The sequence below is a fragment of the Cupriavidus sp. USMAA2-4 genome, from assembly GCF_001854305.1.
GTDB lineage: Bacteria > Pseudomonadota > Gammaproteobacteria > Burkholderiales > Burkholderiaceae > Cupriavidus > Cupriavidus malaysiensis.
In genome coordinates this window covers 371,572-389,407 of sequence record NZ_CP017749.1, presented here as the reverse complement: position 1 = coordinate 389,407, position 17,836 = coordinate 371,572, and the positions used below count along the sequence as shown (strand labels likewise).

At 69.3% G+C, this 17,836-nt stretch carries 16 protein-coding genes; 7 read left to right on the top strand and 9 right to left on the bottom strand.

The annotated features are described in order from the left end of the window. The first annotated feature begins 9 nt into the window (after positions 1 to 9). On the top strand, positions 10 to 861 hold the full coding sequence (locus BKK79_RS21850) for a helix-turn-helix transcriptional regulator (RefSeq protein WP_071018737.1): 852 nt from the start codon (positions 10 to 12) through the stop codon (positions 859 to 861). Between the two features lie 31 nt (positions 862 to 892). Here the strand turns inward: BKK79_RS21850 and BKK79_RS21845 are convergent, their stop codons facing one another. The 3 genes from BKK79_RS21845 to BKK79_RS21835 form a co-directional block, all read right to left on the bottom strand. Then, complete coding sequence (locus BKK79_RS21845; RefSeq protein ID WP_071038778.1) at positions 893 to 2,026, bottom strand: acetamidase/formamidase family protein; 1,134 nt, start codon at positions 2,024 to 2,026, stop codon at positions 893 to 895. A 99-nt stretch (positions 2,027 to 2,125) separates the two neighbouring features. After that, positions 2,126 to 2,776 carry a c-type cytochrome gene (locus tag BKK79_RS21840; RefSeq protein ID WP_232346426.1) on the bottom strand — a complete coding sequence of 217 codons (651 nt, stop codon included), beginning with the start codon at positions 2,774 to 2,776 and terminating at the stop codon, positions 2,126 to 2,128. A 28-nt stretch (positions 2,777 to 2,804) separates the two neighbouring features. After that, entirely contained in the window at positions 2,805 to 3,839 is a 1,035-nt protein-coding gene (locus BKK79_RS21835) for a Bug family tripartite tricarboxylate transporter substrate binding protein (RefSeq protein WP_071038777.1), read from the bottom strand. A 348-nt stretch (positions 3,840 to 4,187) separates the two neighbouring features. Here BKK79_RS21835 and BKK79_RS21830 point away from each other — a divergent pair, with 348 nt between their 5' ends. After that, positions 4,188 to 5,003 carry an alpha/beta fold hydrolase gene (locus tag BKK79_RS21830; RefSeq protein ID WP_232346425.1) on the top strand — a complete coding sequence of 272 codons (816 nt, stop codon included), beginning with the start codon at positions 4,188 to 4,190 and terminating at the stop codon, positions 5,001 to 5,003. A 74-nt stretch (positions 5,004 to 5,077) separates the two neighbouring features. On the opposite strand, the gene BKK79_RS21825 is transcribed toward BKK79_RS21830, so the two are convergent. From BKK79_RS21825 to xsc, 4 genes are all read right to left on the bottom strand, one after another. Next, on the bottom strand, positions 5,078 to 6,130 hold the full coding sequence (locus tag BKK79_RS21825; RefSeq protein ID WP_071038775.1) for a porin: 1,053 nt from the start codon (positions 6,128 to 6,130) through the stop codon (positions 5,078 to 5,080). 306 nt (positions 6,131 to 6,436) lie between these two features. Further along, on the bottom strand, positions 6,437 to 7,186 hold the full coding sequence (locus BKK79_RS21820) for a sulfite exporter TauE/SafE family protein (protein WP_442873314.1): 750 nt from the start codon (positions 7,184 to 7,186) through the stop codon (positions 6,437 to 6,439). Between the two features lie 50 nt (positions 7,187 to 7,236). Continuing rightward, a complete protein-coding gene (gene pta / locus BKK79_RS21815) occupies positions 7,237 to 8,289 on the bottom strand; it encodes a phosphate acetyltransferase (protein WP_071038774.1) in 1,053 nt (350 codons plus the stop codon). Positions 8,290 to 8,530: 241 nt separating this feature from the next. After that, positions 8,531 to 10,339, bottom strand: a complete 1,809-nt coding sequence (gene xsc / locus BKK79_RS21810; protein WP_071038773.1) for a sulfoacetaldehyde acetyltransferase — start codon at positions 10,337 to 10,339, stop codon at positions 8,531 to 8,533. Between the two features lie 490 nt (positions 10,340 to 10,829). Here xsc and tauA point away from each other — a divergent pair, with 490 nt between their 5' ends. The 3 genes from tauA (at position 10,830) to BKK79_RS21795 (ending at position 13,598) form a co-directional block, all read left to right on the top strand. Then, positions 10,830 to 11,828: a taurine ABC transporter substrate-binding protein gene (gene tauA, locus BKK79_RS21805; protein ID WP_071038772.1), complete on the top strand. Its 999-nt coding sequence runs from the start codon at positions 10,830 to 10,832 to the stop codon at positions 11,826 to 11,828. A 110-nt stretch (positions 11,829 to 11,938) separates the two neighbouring features. Further along, positions 11,939 to 12,715 carry a taurine ABC transporter ATP-binding protein gene (locus BKK79_RS21800; RefSeq protein WP_071038771.1) on the top strand — a complete coding sequence of 259 codons (777 nt, stop codon included), beginning with the start codon at positions 11,939 to 11,941 and terminating at the stop codon, positions 12,713 to 12,715. Positions 12,716 to 12,725: 10 nt separating this feature from the next. Next, positions 12,726 to 13,598 (top strand): ABC transporter permease subunit, encoded by an 873-nt coding sequence (locus BKK79_RS21795; RefSeq protein WP_071022307.1) that lies wholly within the window; start codon positions 12,726 to 12,728, stop codon positions 13,596 to 13,598. A 169-nt stretch (positions 13,599 to 13,767) separates the two neighbouring features. Here BKK79_RS21795 and BKK79_RS21790 read toward each other — a convergent pair whose 3' ends face one another. Both BKK79_RS21790 and BKK79_RS21785 read right to left on the bottom strand, forming a co-directional pair. Further along, the gene (locus BKK79_RS21790; RefSeq protein WP_071038770.1) at positions 13,768 to 14,568 is read right to left on the bottom strand and encodes a PhzF family phenazine biosynthesis protein; all 801 of its coding nucleotides are present in this window, start codon (positions 14,566 to 14,568) and stop codon (positions 13,768 to 13,770) included. A 308-nt stretch (positions 14,569 to 14,876) separates the two neighbouring features. Further along, the gene (locus BKK79_RS21785; RefSeq protein ID WP_071038769.1) at positions 14,877 to 15,821 is read right to left on the bottom strand and encodes a LysR family transcriptional regulator; all 945 of its coding nucleotides are present in this window, start codon (positions 15,819 to 15,821) and stop codon (positions 14,877 to 14,879) included. 136 nt (positions 15,822 to 15,957) lie between these two features. Here BKK79_RS21785 and BKK79_RS21780 point away from each other — a divergent pair, with 136 nt between their 5' ends. Both BKK79_RS21780 and BKK79_RS21775 read left to right on the top strand, forming a co-directional pair. Further along, positions 15,958 to 17,337, top strand: a complete 1,380-nt coding sequence (locus BKK79_RS21780) for an MFS transporter (RefSeq protein ID WP_071038768.1) — start codon at positions 15,958 to 15,960, stop codon at positions 17,335 to 17,337. 20 nt (positions 17,338 to 17,357) lie between these two features. Further along, the gene (locus BKK79_RS21775) at positions 17,358 to 17,765 is read left to right on the top strand and encodes a DUF4440 domain-containing protein (RefSeq protein WP_071018760.1); all 408 of its coding nucleotides are present in this window, start codon (positions 17,358 to 17,360) and stop codon (positions 17,763 to 17,765) included. Positions 17,766 to 17,836: the final 71 nt, after the last annotated feature.

Genomic DNA, 17,836 nt, shown 5'->3' with positions numbered 1-17,836 from the left:
ACATTCTGAATGGCAAGAGACCGCCAGATACGCATCGCCCTCGGCAGCTTCGGGCGCGCCACCCTGCACCTGACCGCAGGGCCGCTCGTGGCCCATGCGCATGCGGAATTCCACCTGATCTTCAAGCTCGGCGGCGCGGACGCCTGCTTCAAGGTCGACGGCGAGCAGCACCGGTTGGGCGACGGCTGCGCGCTGCTGATCAATCCTTGGGCGACGCACGCCAAGCTGCCGCAGGAGGGCGAGCCTTCCTTGCTGCTGGCCTTGCTGCTGGAACCGCAATGGCTGGGCGATACGCTCGCGGCCGACCATCCCGCCGTCGGCCTGCGTTTTCCGCAGCCGCTCGTGCGCATGGACGCGCCGACCGCCGCGGCGCTGGCAGCGCTCGCCGGCTGCCTGGCCCATGACGCCGGCGACGGCCCGGCGGATTGCGAGGCCGCGCTCGCCGGGCTGGTAGGCCAGGTGGCCGCGCGCCATGTGCAGCGCCGCTCCATGACCGAAGTCCTGGCCAGCGCGAGGCCGCTCGACTACCGCATCAAGCGTGCCGCGGAATATATCCGCGCGCATGTGTGGGAGAACCCCAGCGTGGAAACGGTCGCCGGTGCCGTGGGCATGTCGCGCAGCCGCTTGTTCGACCAGTTCAAGGCCTGCATGGGCATCTCGCCGCAGCAGTACCTGGACTGGGTGCGGGTCAGCATCGCCACGCGCCTGCTGGCCGAGCAGCAGGCGAGCATCAGCGACGTGGCGCACCAGCTCGGCTTCAGCGCGCAGGGACACTTCACGCGCTTCTTCGTCCAGCACCTCGGGCTCAGCCCCTCGGAGTTCCGCCGCGTCGGCATGACCGGCTCCGCGCGGGCCGGCTGAGGCACCGCGCGGCAGCCGAGGGGCGGGCCCGTCAGCCGCGCAGCGAGCGCGACAGCTTGTCGAGCATGGCGGCGTCGAACACGGCCTTGGGCAGCATGCAGTGCACGGTCTTGGGCGGAATCGAGGTGTAGTTGCTGGCGGTCTGGTTGGAGTACTGGGTGATGCGGAAGTCGGCGGCGATGCTGGCCAGCGAATAGACATCCTGCGGATCCATCCCTGCCGCCGCGCTGACCCATTCGATCAGTTGCCGCAGGCAGGCGGTCAGCGCCTCGTCGAGATTCTTGCCGAAGCCGAGCACGATCCAGTGGCCGGGCGTTTCCGCCATCGGCAGGGCCAGCGCGCGCCGCTTGTGCAGGAAGTACTGGATGCGCATGTCTTCCATGGCGGTCTCGATGGCGGTCTGGTTGACCACGCCGTCGCCCTGCGCGGCATGGGAGTCGCCGGTCCAGATCATGGCGCCGGGGCGCTGGACCGGCAGGAACAGCGAGGTGCCCTCGACCAGCTCGCGCAGCACGAGATTGCCGCCGTAAGGACCGCTGAGGATGCCGCTGACGGGCTCGTCGCCGGCCGGCTGCACCGCCATCACGCCCTGGAACGGCGCCAGCTTGATGCGGATGCCGGGCGCGAACTCGGTGTACCGGCGTTCCTCGTCGAACTTGAAGTAGCGCAGGTAGGGCTTGGCGAAATCGTTCGGCAGCGCGCCGACGCCCTTGGGCGCCGAGTTCCAGCCCCAGCCGATCGGCCGCAGCCGCACCATGCGGCACTCCACCACGTCGCCCGGCATCGCGCCCAGCAGCTCCACCGGCCCCACGTTCGAGTAGGGCCCCTGGGGGAAGCGCTTGCGCACCGGCTCACGGTCTTCGTAGCGCATGCCGTACTTGGCGCCGTTGGCCCAGTTGACCCAGGTGTCGGGATACTTGACGAGATCGCCGGATTCGATCCGCACGACCGGTGCCGCCTTCGGGTCGAGGATGCCGACACGCACCGTCTCGCTGCCGGACTCGATCGTATGGATCCTGCCCGGGCGCGATACCGGCAGCGGCGCCGCGCCGCCGGGCAAGGCGCGGGCATCCGCGGGGCTGCCCTGCGCCAGCGCCTTGAACGATGCGGCCCCCAGGCCGAGGGCGCTGGCGGTCTTGAACCACTGTCTCCTGTCGATCTTCATCTTGCGTACTCTCTTCCTCTGTTGCTTCCTGGTGGAGCCGTCGCCGGCAAGCGTACGGCGGGACGGCGAAAGTCTTTCTTGCCGAGGGGGGCGGTCCGCTCAGGGCAGCTGCGCGACATACTGCGCGACCGCCTCGATCTCCTCGTCGCTCATCAGCGGGACCAGCAGGCTCATCAGCTTGCCCGGTCCCCCGCGCGTGCCGGTCTTCCATGCGTGCAGCTGCTTGACGACATAGGCCGGCTGCTGGCCGGCCAGGCGCGGGAAGTCCGGCGGGATGCCACCGCCGTCGGGCCGATGGCAAGTCACGCAGGCTGGCAGCCGGCTGGCGGGGTTGCCTTGCCAATAGATGGCCTTGCCGGCCTCGACCAGCTGCGGCTGCGCGGCCTGTCCGCGCGCATGGGGCTGGCGGCTGAAGTAGCGGGCCAGCTCGTGCATCTCCTCGTCGCCCATGCCGTGAACTACCGCGGCCATGGTGGCGTCCTGGCGCAGTGCCGGCTTGCCGTCGGCCGCGCGGAACTGGCGCAGCTGCTTGAAGAGATACGTTTCATCCTGGCCGGCCAGGCTGGGATATCGGGCCTGCGTGCTCTGGCCCGCCTGCCCGTGGCACGCCGCGCAGACCTGTTCCGCCGTACGTCGCGCCGCCGCAGCTGCTGCTTCGGGCGGCAGCGGCTGTGCCAGCAACGGCCCGGACAGGGCGCAAGCGGCCAGCATGGCGGCACAGCGGCGGCGCAGTGGAAAGAGGTCACTCACCTCTGCCTCCTCTCGGCGGTCCGCCGCTTCAGTTGAGATAGCCGCCGGTCCTGGCGACGATGCGCTTGGCGCGCTCGGTTTCGCTGGCCACGCGGTTCGGCAGCGCATTCGCGCCGGCCTGGCTGAAGGCCGTATCCACGCTGAGCACCGCCAGCTTGTCGCGTACCTCGGCATCCTTCATCAGGCTGCGGATCTCGCCGCGCAGGCGTTCCACGATCGGCGCCGGCGTGCCCTTGGGCGCGAACACGCCGTACCACACCGTGATGTCATAGCCGGGGATGCTCTCCGCGACGGTGGGGACGGCCGGCAGCGCCTTGAGCCGGTTGGCGGTGCCCACGGCCAGCAGCCTCAGCTTGCCGGTCTTGACGTGGGGCATGTATTCCAGCAGCGGGCCGGTCGCCAGGTCGATGTGGCCGGCGATCATGTCGTTGATGGTCGGTCCGCTCCCCTTGTACGGCACGTTGGTGATATCGACGCCGGCCATCGTCTTGATCATCTCGAGCGGGTAGCTGGTCGGCCCGCCGTAGTTGACCTTGCCGGGATTCGCCTTGGCATAGGCGATCAGTTCGGCGACCGACTGGTAGGGCGTGCGCGGATTGGTGACCAGCACCAGCGGCGATTCGCCCAGCGGCGCCACCGGCACGAGATCGCGCGTGATGTCGTAGGGCAGCTTGCGGTAGAAGGCGGCGTTGACCCCGTGGATGCTGTTCAGGATGCCGATCGTGTGGCCATCGGGCGTTGCCCGCGACAGCACCTCCGCGCCGATGTTGCCGCTGGCGCCAGGGCGGTTCTCCACCACCACGGGCTGGCCCAGCGCGGTCGACAGGCGCTGGGCCACGGTGCGGGCCAGCACATCGTTGATGCCCGCGGGGGGAAAGGGCACGATGAAGACGATCGGCCTGGTTGGCTTCCAGCCCGGCGACGGCGCAGGCGATGGGGCCCCGTCCGTGCCCTCGGCCCGTGCCGCGCCGGCCGGCAGGCCCGCGAGCGTGGCGGCCAGGATGGCGAGCGCGGCCAGCCGCGCGGGGGCGGCGCGCCAGGTCAGGTGCTTGCGGTGGTGCATTGGATCTTGTCTCCTCATGACTGGTGCCGATGATGCGTGGTGGTGCGTGGTGGTGCGTGGCGGTGCGTGGTGGTGCGCCGCACGGCGTCGTGCCTTGTCGAAATGTGCCGTGTTGCACGGCCGCGACGCACCGGAAAACCGTGCGTATCCCGGCTGCTACTCTACGGATCTGGCGGCGGCCCGCTTCCCGCAATGGCGAGGCGTTTACCCAAGCGTCCACCGTTCTGCGCGGCGGCGCCGGACGGGCCGGGCGCTTACCCGATGGTCCGGGAATCTCGCCGCCGGGGCGCCGGCCGCGCGGCGCGTGCGGCAAGATGGCCGTCCGATCCAATCACAACGGGAGACGCAATGCGAGACGCAATGAGCCGCGATATCGACGCCGCAATCTTCACGGTCGGCACCGGTCCCAGGCATGTCATCGCCCTGCACGGCTGGTTCGGCCATGCACGGGGCTGGGGCGCCTTCACCGACGCGCTGGACGGCGAGCGCTTCACCTACGCCTTTATCGATTACCGGGGCTACGGCAGCCGCAAGGCGGTCCGGGGCGAGTTCTCCATGCGCGAGATCGCGCGCGACGTGCTGGCCTGCGCCGATGCGCTCGGATGGCAGCGTTTCGCGCTGCTCGGGCACTCGATGGGAGGCAAGGGCATGCAGGCGGTGGCGGCGCTCGCCCCCGCGCGCGTCGCCGCCATGGTCGGTGTCACGCCGGTGCCGCCGACCGCGGTGCCGTTCGACGAAGCCTCGCGCAGCCTGTTCGAGCGCGCCTCCGGAGATGCCGAGGCGCGCTTCGGCATCATCGACTATTCGACCGGCAGCCGGCTGAGCCGGCACTGGGTGGAAAAGATGGTCCGCGAGTCGGAGCGGCACGCCGACGCCGAGGCCTTCGCGGCCTATTTCAGGGCCTGGGCCGATACGGATCATTCCGCCCAGCTCGCCGGCACCCGTATCCCGACGCTGCTGCTGGTCGGCGAGCACGACCCGTCGCTGACCGCCGAGGTCATGAAGCAGACCTACGGTGCGCTGTTCCTCGAACTGGCGATCGAAGCGATCGGCAATGCGGGCCACTATCCGATGGACGAGACGCCGGTGGACCTGGCCACGCGGGTCGAGCGCTTTCTCGGCGGCATCCCGCTCGCGGGCATGGGGGAAGGTCCGCGCGGCTGAGCGCGGCGCGGCACTCCGCCTGCCGCGCGGAGCGCCCGCCCGGAGGCCGTATCCGGCCTCCTTGCCGCCGTACTTCAGAACAGGTGCCGCATCCCGGCCATGATGCCCTGCGGGTTGGAAACGCCGCCCGGCGTGACCTCGTTCGGCACATTGGAGAACGTATAGTTGGCCTTGTTCTTGTTCCAGATCTTGCTGGCATTCGCGTAGAGCGTGGTGCGCTTGGACAGCGAGTACTGGTAGCCGATCGAGGCCTGCTGGCCGCGGTTCGGCGTGTCGACCGAGCGCTGCATGCCGTAGGCCAGCAGCACCAGGCCGGCCGGGCCCGCCGGAATGGTGGCGCCGACGTGGAAGCCGCGGTCCTTGAGCGTTGCCTGCCCCGGCACCCAGCGCGTGGCCTGGCGCCCGTTGACGAACAGCTTGAACCAGGGCAGTTCGTAGGTGGCGCCGATCGCGCGTTCGTCGCGGTCGGCATTGGCGACCGCGGCGATGCTGTACGTGCGCTCGTAGGCCAGGCCAAGCCACAGCGGGCCGCGCGAGTAGGTCAGTCCCACCGCCTTCAGCCAGTCCGCGTCGCGCGGCGGGCCGGTGCGCTCGGCGCCGAAGGAGAACAGCGCGCTGGCCTGCAGGCCGGCGATCTCGGGCGTCTCGTAGCGGATGGAATTATCGGCGCGCGCCGTCAGGCTGCTGCCGGCCGGCCCGCTGTTCTGCAGGCGCCCGAGCGGGCCATACGGTGAGAAGCCGAAGGCCGAGGCCTGCCCCTCGATGTAGTAGATCGGCGTGTTCTGCCGGCCCAGGGTCAGCGCGCCCCAGGTGGTGCTGCTCAGGCCGACCCACGCCTGGCGGCCGAACAGCCGTCCGCCTTGCTGGACGTTGCCGCTGTCCAGCGCCAGGCCCGTTTCCAGGTTGAACACCGCGGCGAGTCCCGATGCGAGTTCCTCCTTGCCGCGCAGTCCCCAGCGGGATTGGTACAGCCCGCCATCCTCGATGCGCATGGCATGGTTGGCGCCGGACTTGACGTACTCCATGTAGACGTCCGCGACCCCGTAGAGGGTCACGCCCGACTGGGCGCTTGCCGTACCCGCTCCCGCGCCCAATGCTGCCACCAGGCATGCTCCCGCTCTCTTCATGCGTTTCTCCTCGTTCCTCCGCCGTGTCAGGCGTTATGGTTGTCCGCGCGGCGATACGCCGGCGCAGCAAGGGTACGAGGGGGGAGGGAGCGGGCGCTAACCCAATCGTCCCGCCAATTGGGCAGGGGTCCGGAATGCGGTGGCGGGTATGGTACGGGGCGGGGATGGCGGCGCGCCGCGGCACGCGCGATGCCCGCGAGCGTGGAGAAACGAGGGCGGCCGCAGTTGCCGCCCTGCGAGGCCTGACCTCTCTGCAGAAGAGCCTGGGGCTGGGCTGGCAGCCGTCGGCGCAGTCGCGCCGCTGCGTCAGGCGGCGCCGCCGCGCAGCAAGGCCAGCAGCGCCGGCGCCGCCAGGCCGCCGCCGATCAGCACCAGCACGCCGAAGGCCAGCCGGCGCGTGGCGCCCGCCGACAGCGGTGGCGGAAAGCGCCGCGCCGCCGCGGTGGCCAGCGCCACCACCGGCACCGCCAGTGCCGCCTGCAGCCAGAGCGCGGCATCGAGCCGCCCTTGGCTCAGGCTGAACAGCGTGCGTATCGTCGAACTCACGGTGAAGACCAGGATCAGCGCGCCGCGGATCTCCGCCAGCCGCAGCGGCTGCCGGTAGAACTGGAAGATCAAGGGCGGTCCGGAGACGCCGAACAGGCCGCTGAGCAGGCCACCGAAGACCCCGCTCAGGAAGAAGCTGCGCTGGCTGGAACGCCGCTGCAGCGGTTCGGGCCGCCAGGCCGCGCCCAGGCCGCCGTACAGGATCACCGCGCCCAGCAGCAGTTGCAGCAGGTCGGCCGCGCGCTGGTCGAGGTAATCGAGCAGCAGGGCGCCCGCCACCACCGAGGGCAGCAGGCCCAGCGTGGCGGCGCGCACCGCCGGCCAGTCCATGCGCTGCATCCGGCCGGGCAGGGCGACCGCGCTGTTGGCCAGCGTCACCAGGCTGACCAGCACGGCCAGCGTCGCCACCGGGGCGAGCTGCAGCACGCTGGCCGCGCCCATCACGATCATGCCGAGGCCGAAGCCGGTCACCGTCTGGAAGTAGCCGGCGGCGGCCATCACGGCCAGCATGGGCAGCGCCCCCGCGAACAGCGCCGCCGCGCCGGCGGCGGGCAGGGCGCTCATGGTGCCGGGGCGGCGGTCGCCGTGGCATCGGCCGCCGGCGTGCGTGCCGCATCGGCACGCTGGGCCTGTACCACGGTGACGGCGATCACGTGAAAGATGTCCTCGGCGCTGCAGCCGCGCGAGAGATCGTTGGCCGGCTTGGCCAGCCCCTGCAGCAGCGGGCCGATGGCCTTGGCCCCACCCAGCCGCTCGGCCAGCTTGTAGCCGATGTTGCCGGCTTCCAGGCTGGGAAAGACCAGTACGTTGGCATGTCCGCCCACGCGCGAATGCGCCACCTTGCGCTGCGCGATCTCGGCGACGATGGCCGCGTCGAGCTGCACGTCGCCATCGATGGCCAGCTCGGGCCGCAGCGCGCGCACGCGCTCGGTGGCCGCCACCACCTTGTCCACCGCCGCGTGGCGCGCGCTGCCGCTGGTGGAGAAGGACAGCATGGCCACGCGCGGTTCCTCCATCAGCAGGCCGGCCGCGCTGTCCGCGGCCGCCATGGCGATCTCCGACAGCCCCTGCGCATCGGGGTCGACCACCAGGCCGCAGTCGGAGAAGATCAGGCCGCCCTTGAGGGCGTGGAAGGGCTCGCACGACATCATCAGGAAAAAGCTGGAGACCAGCCTGCAACCGGGTGCCGCGCCGATGACCTGCAGCGCCGTGCGCACCACGTCGGCGGTCGTGTGCAGCGCGCCGGCGACCGAACCGTCGGCATGGCCGGCGCGGACCATCAGGTTGGCGAAGCAGAGCGGATCGAGGACTGCCGCCTGCGCCTGTTCCGCCGTCATGCCCCTGGCGGCGCGCAGCGCATGCAGTTCGGCCGCCAGCGCCGGAGCCAGCGGGGAGGTGGCCGGATCGACCAGCTCGATGCCGTCCAGCGGCACGCCCGCCTGCAGCGCCGTGCGGCAGGCGACGTCGGGCCGGCCCACCAGCAGGATGCGCGCAATGCCCTCGCGCGCTGCGCGCTGCGCGGCCTGCAGCACGCGGACGTCGTCGGCCTCGCACAGCACGATGCGGCGTGGCTGGGCGCGGGCATGGTCGATGATGCGGTGGAGCGCTTTCATGGCGTGGACTCGATAGTGCGGTGTTCAAAGGGGCGATGCCTCGGCAGCGCGAAAGCCCTGGCCTTGCCGACAACCGGGCTCCCCTCTCCCGCCTGCGGGAGAGGGGTTGGGGGAGAGGGCAGGCCTGCGCCAGCACGACGGCATGCACTTCGCGCCGGCGCCCACCCTCACCCCCGGCCCCTCTCCCACGAGTGGGAGAGGGGAGCAGAACATCGGCAGTGCGAAGGCCCCCGCCCCGCCCTCAGACAAAGTCCTTGTACTTGTCCAGCAAGCGCACCGGCCTGGAGAGCGCATCGCGGCGGAACGGGTCGCCCAGTTCGCGCGTGCACATGATCTCCACGATGGTGGTCTTGCCGTGGTTCATCTGCAGGTCGATGGCGCGCTGGAGCGCCGGGCCGACGTCCTCCAGGCGGTCTACCACGATGCCTTCCGCACCCATGGCGCGCGCGATGCCGGCGAAGGACGGGCTGTCCAGTTCGCCCGCGACGAAGCGGCGGTTGTAGAAGTCCACCTGGTTCTTCTTCTCCGCGCCCCACTGGCGGTTGTGGAATACCACGGCCGTCACCGGGATGTTGTGGCGCACGCAGGTCAGCGTTTCCATCAGGCTCATGCCCCAGGCGCCGTCGCCGGCGTACGAGATGGCCGGGCGATGCGGCGCGGCGACCTTGGCACCGATGATGGTGGGGAAGGCGTAGCCGCAGTTGCCCCAGCTCATGGCCGCGAAGAAGCTGCGCGGCTTGTCGAAGCGCAGGTAGCTGTTGGCCACCGAGTTGATGTTGCCGATGTCGGTGGAGACCATCACGTCGGCGGGCATGGCGCGTTCCAGTTCGCGCAGCACCTGGCGCGGGTGCAGGTAGTGGCCGCCGTTCGGCGTGCGTTCCTGCTTCTGCTCTTCGATCATGTCCAGGCTGTACGGGTCGCGCTCGTGCGTCCACTCGTCCAGTTCCTTTTCCCATGCGGCCTTCTCGGCGGCGATCTCGTCGGCGCGCTGACGGAGGGTGGCGTCGCAGGCCAGCGTGCGGCCGGCCAGGCGCTGGGTCAGCGCCGCGGCGGCGGCCTTGGCGTCGCCGCAGATACCGACCGAGATCTTCTTCACCAGGCCGAGCATCTTGTGGTCGGCGTCGACCTGGATGATCTTGGCGTCCTTGGGCCAGTAGTCCATGCCGTGCTGCGGCAGGGTGCCGAACGGTCCCAGGCGCGAGCCCAGCGCCAGCACCACGTCGGCGCGCGCGATCAGCTTCATCGCTGCCTTGGAGCCCTGGTAGCCCAGCGGGCCGCACCACAGCGGATGGCTGGCGGGGAAGGAATCGTTGTGCAGGTAGCTGTTGACCACCGGCGCGCCCAGGCGCTCGGCGAGCGCCTGGCATTCGGCCACCGCATCGCCCATCACCACGCCGCCGCCGGAGATGATGACCGGGAACCTCGCCTGGGCCAGCAGCTCGGCCGCCTCGTTCAGGCTCTGCTCGCCGCCGGGGCCGCGGTCCAGCCGGCGCGGCTGCGGGATCTCGGCCTTGATCTGGCCGTAGAAGTAGTCGCGCGGGATATTGAGCTGGGTCGGGCCCATCTCGTCCATGGCGCGGTCGAAGCAGCGCGCGGTGAACTCGGCCATGCGTGCCGGGTTGGTCACGTGGCCCTGGTACTTGGTGAATTCCTGGAACATCGGCAGCTGGTTGGCTTCCTGGAAACCGCCCAGGCCGATGCCCATGGTGCCGGCTTCCGGCGTGACGATCACCACCGGAGAGTGCGCCCAGTAGGCGGCCGCGATGGCGGTGACGCAGTTGCTGATGCCGGGGCCGTTCTGGCCGATCACCACGCCGTGGCGGCCGGACACGCGCGAGTAGCCGTCGGCCATGTGCGCGGCGCCCTGCTCGTGCACCACCGGCACCAGGCGGATGCCAGCCGGCGCGAAGATGTCCATGGCATCCATGAAGGCCGAACCCATGATGCCGAAGATGTCGGTCACGCCGTTGGCCGCCATGGTCTCGACGAAGGCTTCGGACGGCGTCATGGCTTGCGGGCCGGTGGCTGCGGTGGTGCGTTGCTCTGGCATGGCTTGTCTCCGATGTGTTAAAAAAACGGAACTAAATGTTCCGGAAAGAGTTTGTGAGGCGAATGTAGGACGGAAGTCGTCCGGGGTCAATCAGGAAATTGGTAAATCGGTACGATTCGTATCGAAAAATATAAGAAATGGGGCGTGACCGGAACACCGTGCCGGGTGGACCCATAACAAGCCCCCGGTGGCACTAACTCCGCCCGGTCGGGCTCCCTAACATGGCGCATACATGCGGCGCAGAGCGGCATGTCGCGGCGCCGCCGGGCCACCGGCAGCGCGCCAGACGGCACAACGAGAGGACGCACCGAGACGTCCCCGGCAAAAGGAGACACTGGCATGCCTCATGCTTATCAACCTCTCCTCCTCGCACAGGCACCGTAGCAAGCCCGCTTGCACGCACCGCAAGCGGGCGGCGCGCCGGTACCGGTCCACCGCGCCGTCCCCGCGGGCGGCGTGAACGCAGTCTCATTCATCGAGGAGTCCGACCATGCATTGGATCAAGCAACTCGCAGCAAGCGTGGCACTGGCAGCCGTCCTGGCGCCGGCCGCCCACGCGCAGGGCAAGGAAGTCGTCATCGCCTACCAGGACATGGTGGTGCCGTGGCGCTATGCGCAGGAAATGAAGGAGGTGGAGAAGCAGACCGGCTACAAGGTCTCGTTCCGGCAGTTCTCCGGCGGCGGCGACGTGATCCGCGCCATGGCTTCCGGCCAGATCGCCATCGGCGAGGCGGGCACCTCGCCGATCGCCTCGGCACTGTCGCAGGGGCTGGAGGTGGAACTGTTCTGGATCCTCGACGACATCAACGCGGCCGAGGCGATGGTGGCGCGCAACGGCACGCAGATCAACGGCGTGGCCGATCTCAAGGGCAAGCGCGTGGGCGTGCCCTTCGTCTCCACCACGCACTACCACACGCTGGTGGCGCTGGAGGAGGCCAAGGTCAATCCCAAGGACGTCAAGATCATGAACATGCGGCCGCCCGAAGTGGCCGCGGCGTGGGAGCGCGGCGACATCGACGCCACCTTCATCTGGGACCCGGTGCTGGCCAAGGTCAAGCGCTCGGGCAAGGTGCTGGTGACATCGGGGCAGATCGCCGCGCAGACCGGCAAGTCCACCTTCGACGGCATGATCGCCAACAAGAAGTTCGCACACGACAACCCCGACTTCATGGTCAAGTTCGTGCGCGTGCTGGCCGCCGCCGACGACAACTACCGCAACAACAAGGCAGCCTGGAACGCCGACTCGCCGATGGTCAAGGCGGTGGCGCGCATCACCGGCGCCAAGGCGGACGAGGTGCCCGCCAGCATGGCGCTGTACAGCTTTCCCACGCTGCAGGAACAGGCCTCGGCGCGCTGGCTGGGCGGCGGCGCGGCCAGCGCGCTGCGCTCGGCGGCGCTCTTCCTGAAGGAGCAGGGCACGATCCAGAACGTGCTGCCGGACTACAGCACCGGCGTCAATGCGGAGTGGGTGCGGCGCGCGGCGCAGTAAGCCGGGCACGCGTGGCACCGGCGGCGGCACGCAGTGCCCTGCGCCGGGGAATGCAGCAGGCCCCCGCACCATGGCGGGGCGGGGCCTCGAGCCTCTTCAGGAAGTCTGTCATGTCCAAGCTGGAAATCGACAATCTCAGCGTCAACTACGGCGGCCGCGGTGGCGCCCAGACGCTGGCCCTTTCGCAGGTCAACCTCACCATGGAGCGCGGCGACTTCGTCGTCGCCCTCGGCGCCTCGGGCTGCGGCAAGACCACGCTGCTGTCCTGCATCGCCGGTTTCATGCAGCCGTCCGAGGGCGAGATCCGCCTCGACGGCAAGCCCGTGCACGGTCCTGGCGCCGAGCGCGGCGTGGTGTTCCAGAAACACGCCTTGATGCCCTGGCTCAACGTGGTCGACAACGTTGCGCTCGGCCTGCGCCTGCGCGGCGCGGGGCGCGCCGAACGGCTGCGCGTGGCGCGCGAGAAGCTGGCCCAGGTCGGGTTGGAGAAGGTGGCCGACAAGCCGGTCTACCAGCTCTCGGGCGGCATGCAGCAGCGCGTGGGCATCGCCCGCGCGCTCGCCAACGACCCCGAGGTGATGCTGATGGACGAGCCGCTGGGCGCGCTCGACGCGCTCACGCGCGAATCGATCCAGGCGCTGATCCTGCGGCTGTGGGCGCGCGAGCAGAAGATCGTCTTCTTCATCACGCACAGCGTGGAGGAGGCGCTCTTCCTCGCCACCCGGCTGATCGTGATGACGCCGTCGCCGGGCCGCATCGAGCACAGCTACGAGCTGCCCTTCGCGCGGCGCTACATCGAGTGCGGCGACGCGCGCGCGGTCAAGTCCGACCCGGAGTTCATCCGCTACCGCGAAGAAATCGTCGACCTGATCCATGCCACGCACTGAGGACAAGACCATGACCGCTCCCGCCCAGAGACTCGAAGCCGCGGCCACCGTGCGCGCCGCGCCGGCCGCGCCGCGCCGCCCGCTGCGCACCGTGTCGGGCTACCGCCTGCCCGGCGAAGGCTCCAGCTCGCGCATCTCCACCGTCACCGTGGTATCGCTGCTGGCCCTGTGGTGGCTGGCCAGCCACCTGCGCTGGCTGCCGCCGCTGTTCCTGCCCACGCCGGAAGCCATCGTCGCCGCCTTCGTCGACGCCTGGAACGGCAATGTGCAGGGCGGGCTGCCGCTGCTGGAGCATTTCCGCGCCAGCCTGGTGCGCGTGTTCGGCGCCTTCGCGCTGGCGGTGGCCACGGCGGTGCCGATCGGCGTGATGATGGGCGTCTCGCGCATCGCGCGCGGTGTCTTCGATCCGCCCATCGAGTTTTACCGGCCGCTGCCGCCGCTGGCCTACCTGCCGCTGATCGTGATCTGGTTCGGCATCGACGAGACCTCCAAGATCCTGCTGATCTACCTGGCCTGCTTCGCCCCGCTCGCCATGTCGGCGCGCGCCGGGGTGCGCTCGGTCACCATCGAGCAGATCAACGCCGCCTACTCGATGGGCGCCACGCCCTGGCAGGTGATCCACCATGTGGTGCTGCCGGCGGCGCTGCCCGACATCCTCACCGGCATGCGTATCGCCATCGGCTTCGGCTGGACCACGCTGGTGGCGGCCGAGATGGTGGCGGCCACCGCCGGCCTCGGGCAGATGGTGCTCAATGCCTCCAACTTCCTGCGCACCGACGTGGTGATCATGGGCATCATGCTGATCGGGCTGATCGCCTACCTGTTCGACCTGCTGATGCGCAAGACGGAGACCTGGCTGGTGCCGTGGAAGGGCCGCATGTGAGTGAGGGGGGCGCCGTCACCGGCGGCGCGCTGCCCCGGGGGCCGTCCGGGAAAACCATGTGGCGAAACACAAGTCGTTGGGATTCAGCCGCCGCCGGACTGTCGATTCGCGATCTCCAGTCGTCGGCGGCCTCCACTGGAACGGCCGCTTGCCCGGTACGACGGTCACCTTAAGCTTCCGGGACCTCGATCGTTCCTTCTAGGTATTGGACAGCTTGACCGGAGACATAGACCCGGTCGTCCTGCACGCGGCAATGCAGCAATCCGCTGCGGCGCGATACCTGCATGGCCTCGAGTTCTGACCTGCCCAGGCGCTCGGACCACAATGGCGCAAGCGCCGCGTGAATCGATCCGGTCACGGGATCTTCATCGCCGCCATTGGCAGGCCAGAAGTAGCGCGATACAAAATCGTGGTGATCGCCGCGCGCTGTCACGACGACATCGAGCGGACCCAGTGCCGAGAGCAGATTGAGTTCTGGCACGACGGACCTCACCTCGTGTTCTGTATCGTAGATGGCGACGTAGGCTTGCTGATTGACCAGGACTTCCCGGGGCGCTATCGAAAGCCCTTTGAGAAGATTGTCTGGGATTTCTTCCAGTTTTTCGGGCCGGCGTTGCGGGAAGCTCATCTCGATCAGGCCATTACGCGTCTGCAGAACGCTGAACCGGCCGACTGCCTCGGCAAAGAACTCGATGGCCCTGGTATCACTGCAGCGCTTGAAGATCACGTATGCGCTCGCCAGCGTGGCGTGTCCGCAAAAGGCAATCTCCGTCAGCGGCGAAAACCAGCGGATGTCGAACACACCGTCGGCATTTTCTACAAAAAAGGCTGTTTCAGACAGGTTGTTCTCAGTGGCAATCGCCTGCATCAGGCTATCGGGTAACCAGCGTTCGAGTGGCACTACCGCAGCGTAGTTGCCCTTGAAGACCTTATCGGTAAATGCGTCTATCTGATAGATCGGCAGTTTCATTCGGCGGGCCGTGCAAGACGGGAAGTGGATCGGCGCTATTCATCTGTATCAGGCGAATACGATATCAGCCCGTTTCACATGCCGAACATATACAGTTTGCAATGTGCGATACCGCAAAGTGTCCGTTCACGGGAAGCGACGACGCCGTGCGTACCGGCCGATCGCGAATGTCCCTGTCTGGGCCGAACAGTCGATCCGGCCGCCCTGGGCGGCGGTCAGGAAGGCACCGTGGCGGCGGTGCCCACGGCGTACCGAGGCGTGCGCCCGGTGTGCCGGCGGCGGGATAGATCCACGGCCGGCATCCGCGCTCACGCCGGCGCGGCATCGGGACCGGCCTGCCCAGCGCGCCGGCGGACATAGCGCTTCATGAAGTCCACCCAGGCGCGGATCTTCTGCGGCACATGCCGCGTCGGCGCATACAGCGCATAGACACCTTGCTCGGGGAAGCGATAGCCCGGCAGCGCGTCGATCAGTGCCCCGCTGGCCAGGTCGCCGCGTACCAGCCATTCCGGCAGCAGGGCGACGCCGCTGCCCTGGCGCGCCAGCGCGAGCAGCACCGAGGCATTGTCCGCGACCAGGCGCGGCTTCGCGGCCGGCCGGAACACCTGCTCGCGGCCCTCGCGATCGCGCAGCGTCCAGGCGGCGATGCGCTCCAGCCGGCTGTGGCCGAGCTGGGGCAGGCGCGCCAGCGCGTCGGGCGAACCGATGCGCGCCAGGCCGGCGCCGGCCAGCAGCGCGGGCGACATCACCGGCCGCACCTCATAGGTGTCGAGGCACACGCCGCGGTAGGGCAGGTGCTGGAACTGCTCGAGCCGGCCCAGCCGGATCGCCACGTCGAAGCGTTCGCGCACGAGATCGACCTGTGCGGTATGCGTTTCCAGCCGCACGCGCAGCCCGGGATGCGCTTGCATGAAGGCGTCGAGCGCGGGGGCCACGACCATCAGCGAGTATTCGACGGTCGATGTCAGGCGCAGGACGCCTTGCATGCCGCCGTGCTCGCCGCGCGCTTCCTCGATCGCACCCTCGGCTTCGGCGAGCACGCGCAGGCAGCGCTGGTAGAAGCGCTCGCCCGCGTCGGTCAGCGCAATGCGCCGCGTCGTCCGCGTCAGCAAGGTCACGCCCAGTTCGGCCTCGAGCTGCTTGACGTGAAAGCTGACCGCGGCCCGCGCCTGGCCGAGCACCGCGGCCGCGGCCGTGAACGAGCCGGCCTCGACGACCGCGCGGAATACCTCGAAACGATCCAGGCTTACCATCGCCGGCCCCTGCGATTGTCAAAACGATTGTCAAAACGATTGTCAAAACTATTCGACCAGTCCTGCCACATTATCAGCCTTACCCGAGCGAATCCCGGACTCTACACTACGGCGCCTGATCCTGCCTGCCCCGACCATGTCCGATCGCTCGAAAGTCGCTGCCGTCTACCTGCTGGGCTTCGCCATCGACCTTGCCAATATGTTCGTGGCGAATGCCGCGTACCCGGCGCTGCAGCGCGACCTGCAGGCGTCGGTCGCGCAGCTCGCATGGGTCGGCAATGCGTACATGCTGGGGCTGACGGTGGTGATCCCGCTCGGTGCGTGGCTCGCGCGCCGCTGCGGAGAGCGGCGCGTGCTGGTGGGCTCGCTGCTGCTGTTCGGCCTCGCCAGCGCGGGCGCGGCCGTCGCGCCGTCGATCGGCGTGCTGCTGGGCTGGCGCCTCGTGCAGGGGCTGGGCGGCGGCCTGCTGATACCCGTCGGGCAGGCCATGGCCTATCGAGCCTATGCGCCCGAAGCGCGCGCGCGGCTGACATCGGTGGTGATGATGGTCGCGCTGCTCGTACCAGCGCTATCGCCCGCGCTCGGTGGCGTGCTGGCCGATCACGCATCGTGGCGCTGGATCTTCGCCGGCATGCTTCCCCTCGCCGGGGCCGCATGCGGCCTCGCGCTGGCCTGGCTGCCCGCCGGCACCGCGGCGGCCGAGCTGCCACCGCTCGATGTACCGGGCCTGGCCCTGAGCGTGCTCGCGCTGGCCGCGCTGCTGTTCGGCCTGACCCTGGCGGGCCAGCACGGCGGCACGCACCTCGCCGTCGCGCCGCTTGCCGTCGCGCTCGTCGCCGGCACGGCCTATGTGCATCACGCACGCCGCGCGGCCGCCCCGCTCATCGACCTGGGTCTGCTCGCGCAGCCGCTGCTGCGCATGGGCATCGTGATCTATCTGTGCGTGCCCGGGGTCTTTTCCGGGGTGAACCTGGTCGCCGCGCTCTACCTGCAGGGCGCGCTCGGACTGAGCGCGACGCAGACGGGGGCCCTGATGCTGCCGTGGGCTGCCGCGTCTTTCCTCGCGATCGCGATCGTGCGCCGTGGCTTTCCGGCCTGGGGCGCGAGGCCGCTTTTCTTCAGCGGGATCGCGGTGGATTGCGCGGGCATAGTCCTGCTCGCCACGCCCATCGCGATGCACGAGGCGGGGCGGGTGCTGGCCTTCGCCGCGATGGGATTCGGCGCCAGCCTGTGCACGAGCACGTCGCAAAGCGCGGCGTTTCTCGACGTGCCCTCAGCGCGCATGGGCGAGGCGAGCGCGCTGTGGAACATCAACCGCCAGCTGAGCTTCTGCATCGGCGTTGCGGTGCTCGGCAGCGCGCTGAACTTCCTGCTGCCGCGCCAGGCGGCCGGCACGGCGCCGCTGGCGTATCGGCAATGCTTGCTGCTCGCTGCCTTGCTGACGCTGCTGCCCCTGCCGCTGGTGGCGCGGCCCGCACCGCCACGCGCTGCCGCCGCGCGCCCCGTTTCCCAATGACTCCACCTGACCTGAGCGCCATGCCTCCACACAACCCCTTCTTCCAGGAAGTCGTCGACGCGCACGTCGACATCGAACAATGGCTGTCCGGGCGCGCCGGGCCCGCTCGACTCGGCGCGCTGCTGGCACGCTTCTCGCCGCGTTTCTCCATGGTCACGCTGCCCGGCGCGGCATGCGATCGCGCCGCTCTCGACACGCTGTTCTCGCAGGGTCACGGCAAGCGTCCCGGCCTGCGCATCGAGATCGATGCGCTGAGCGAGATTGCCGCGTGGCCTGGCGGCGCGGTCGTAGCCTACCGCGAGACGCAGACCGATGGTGCGGGCTGCCGCACCGTGCGGCGCGCTACCGTGGTATTCGAGCGCGACGGGGCGGGGCGTATCGCCTGGCGCCATCTGCACGAGACCGCGGTCGCAGGTGCGCCGGCCTAGGCAGAATGTATTGACCTGCCGCAGTACTCCCCCGGCATCTGGAGTGCTTTCCGTCTGTGCGGGGCGCACGG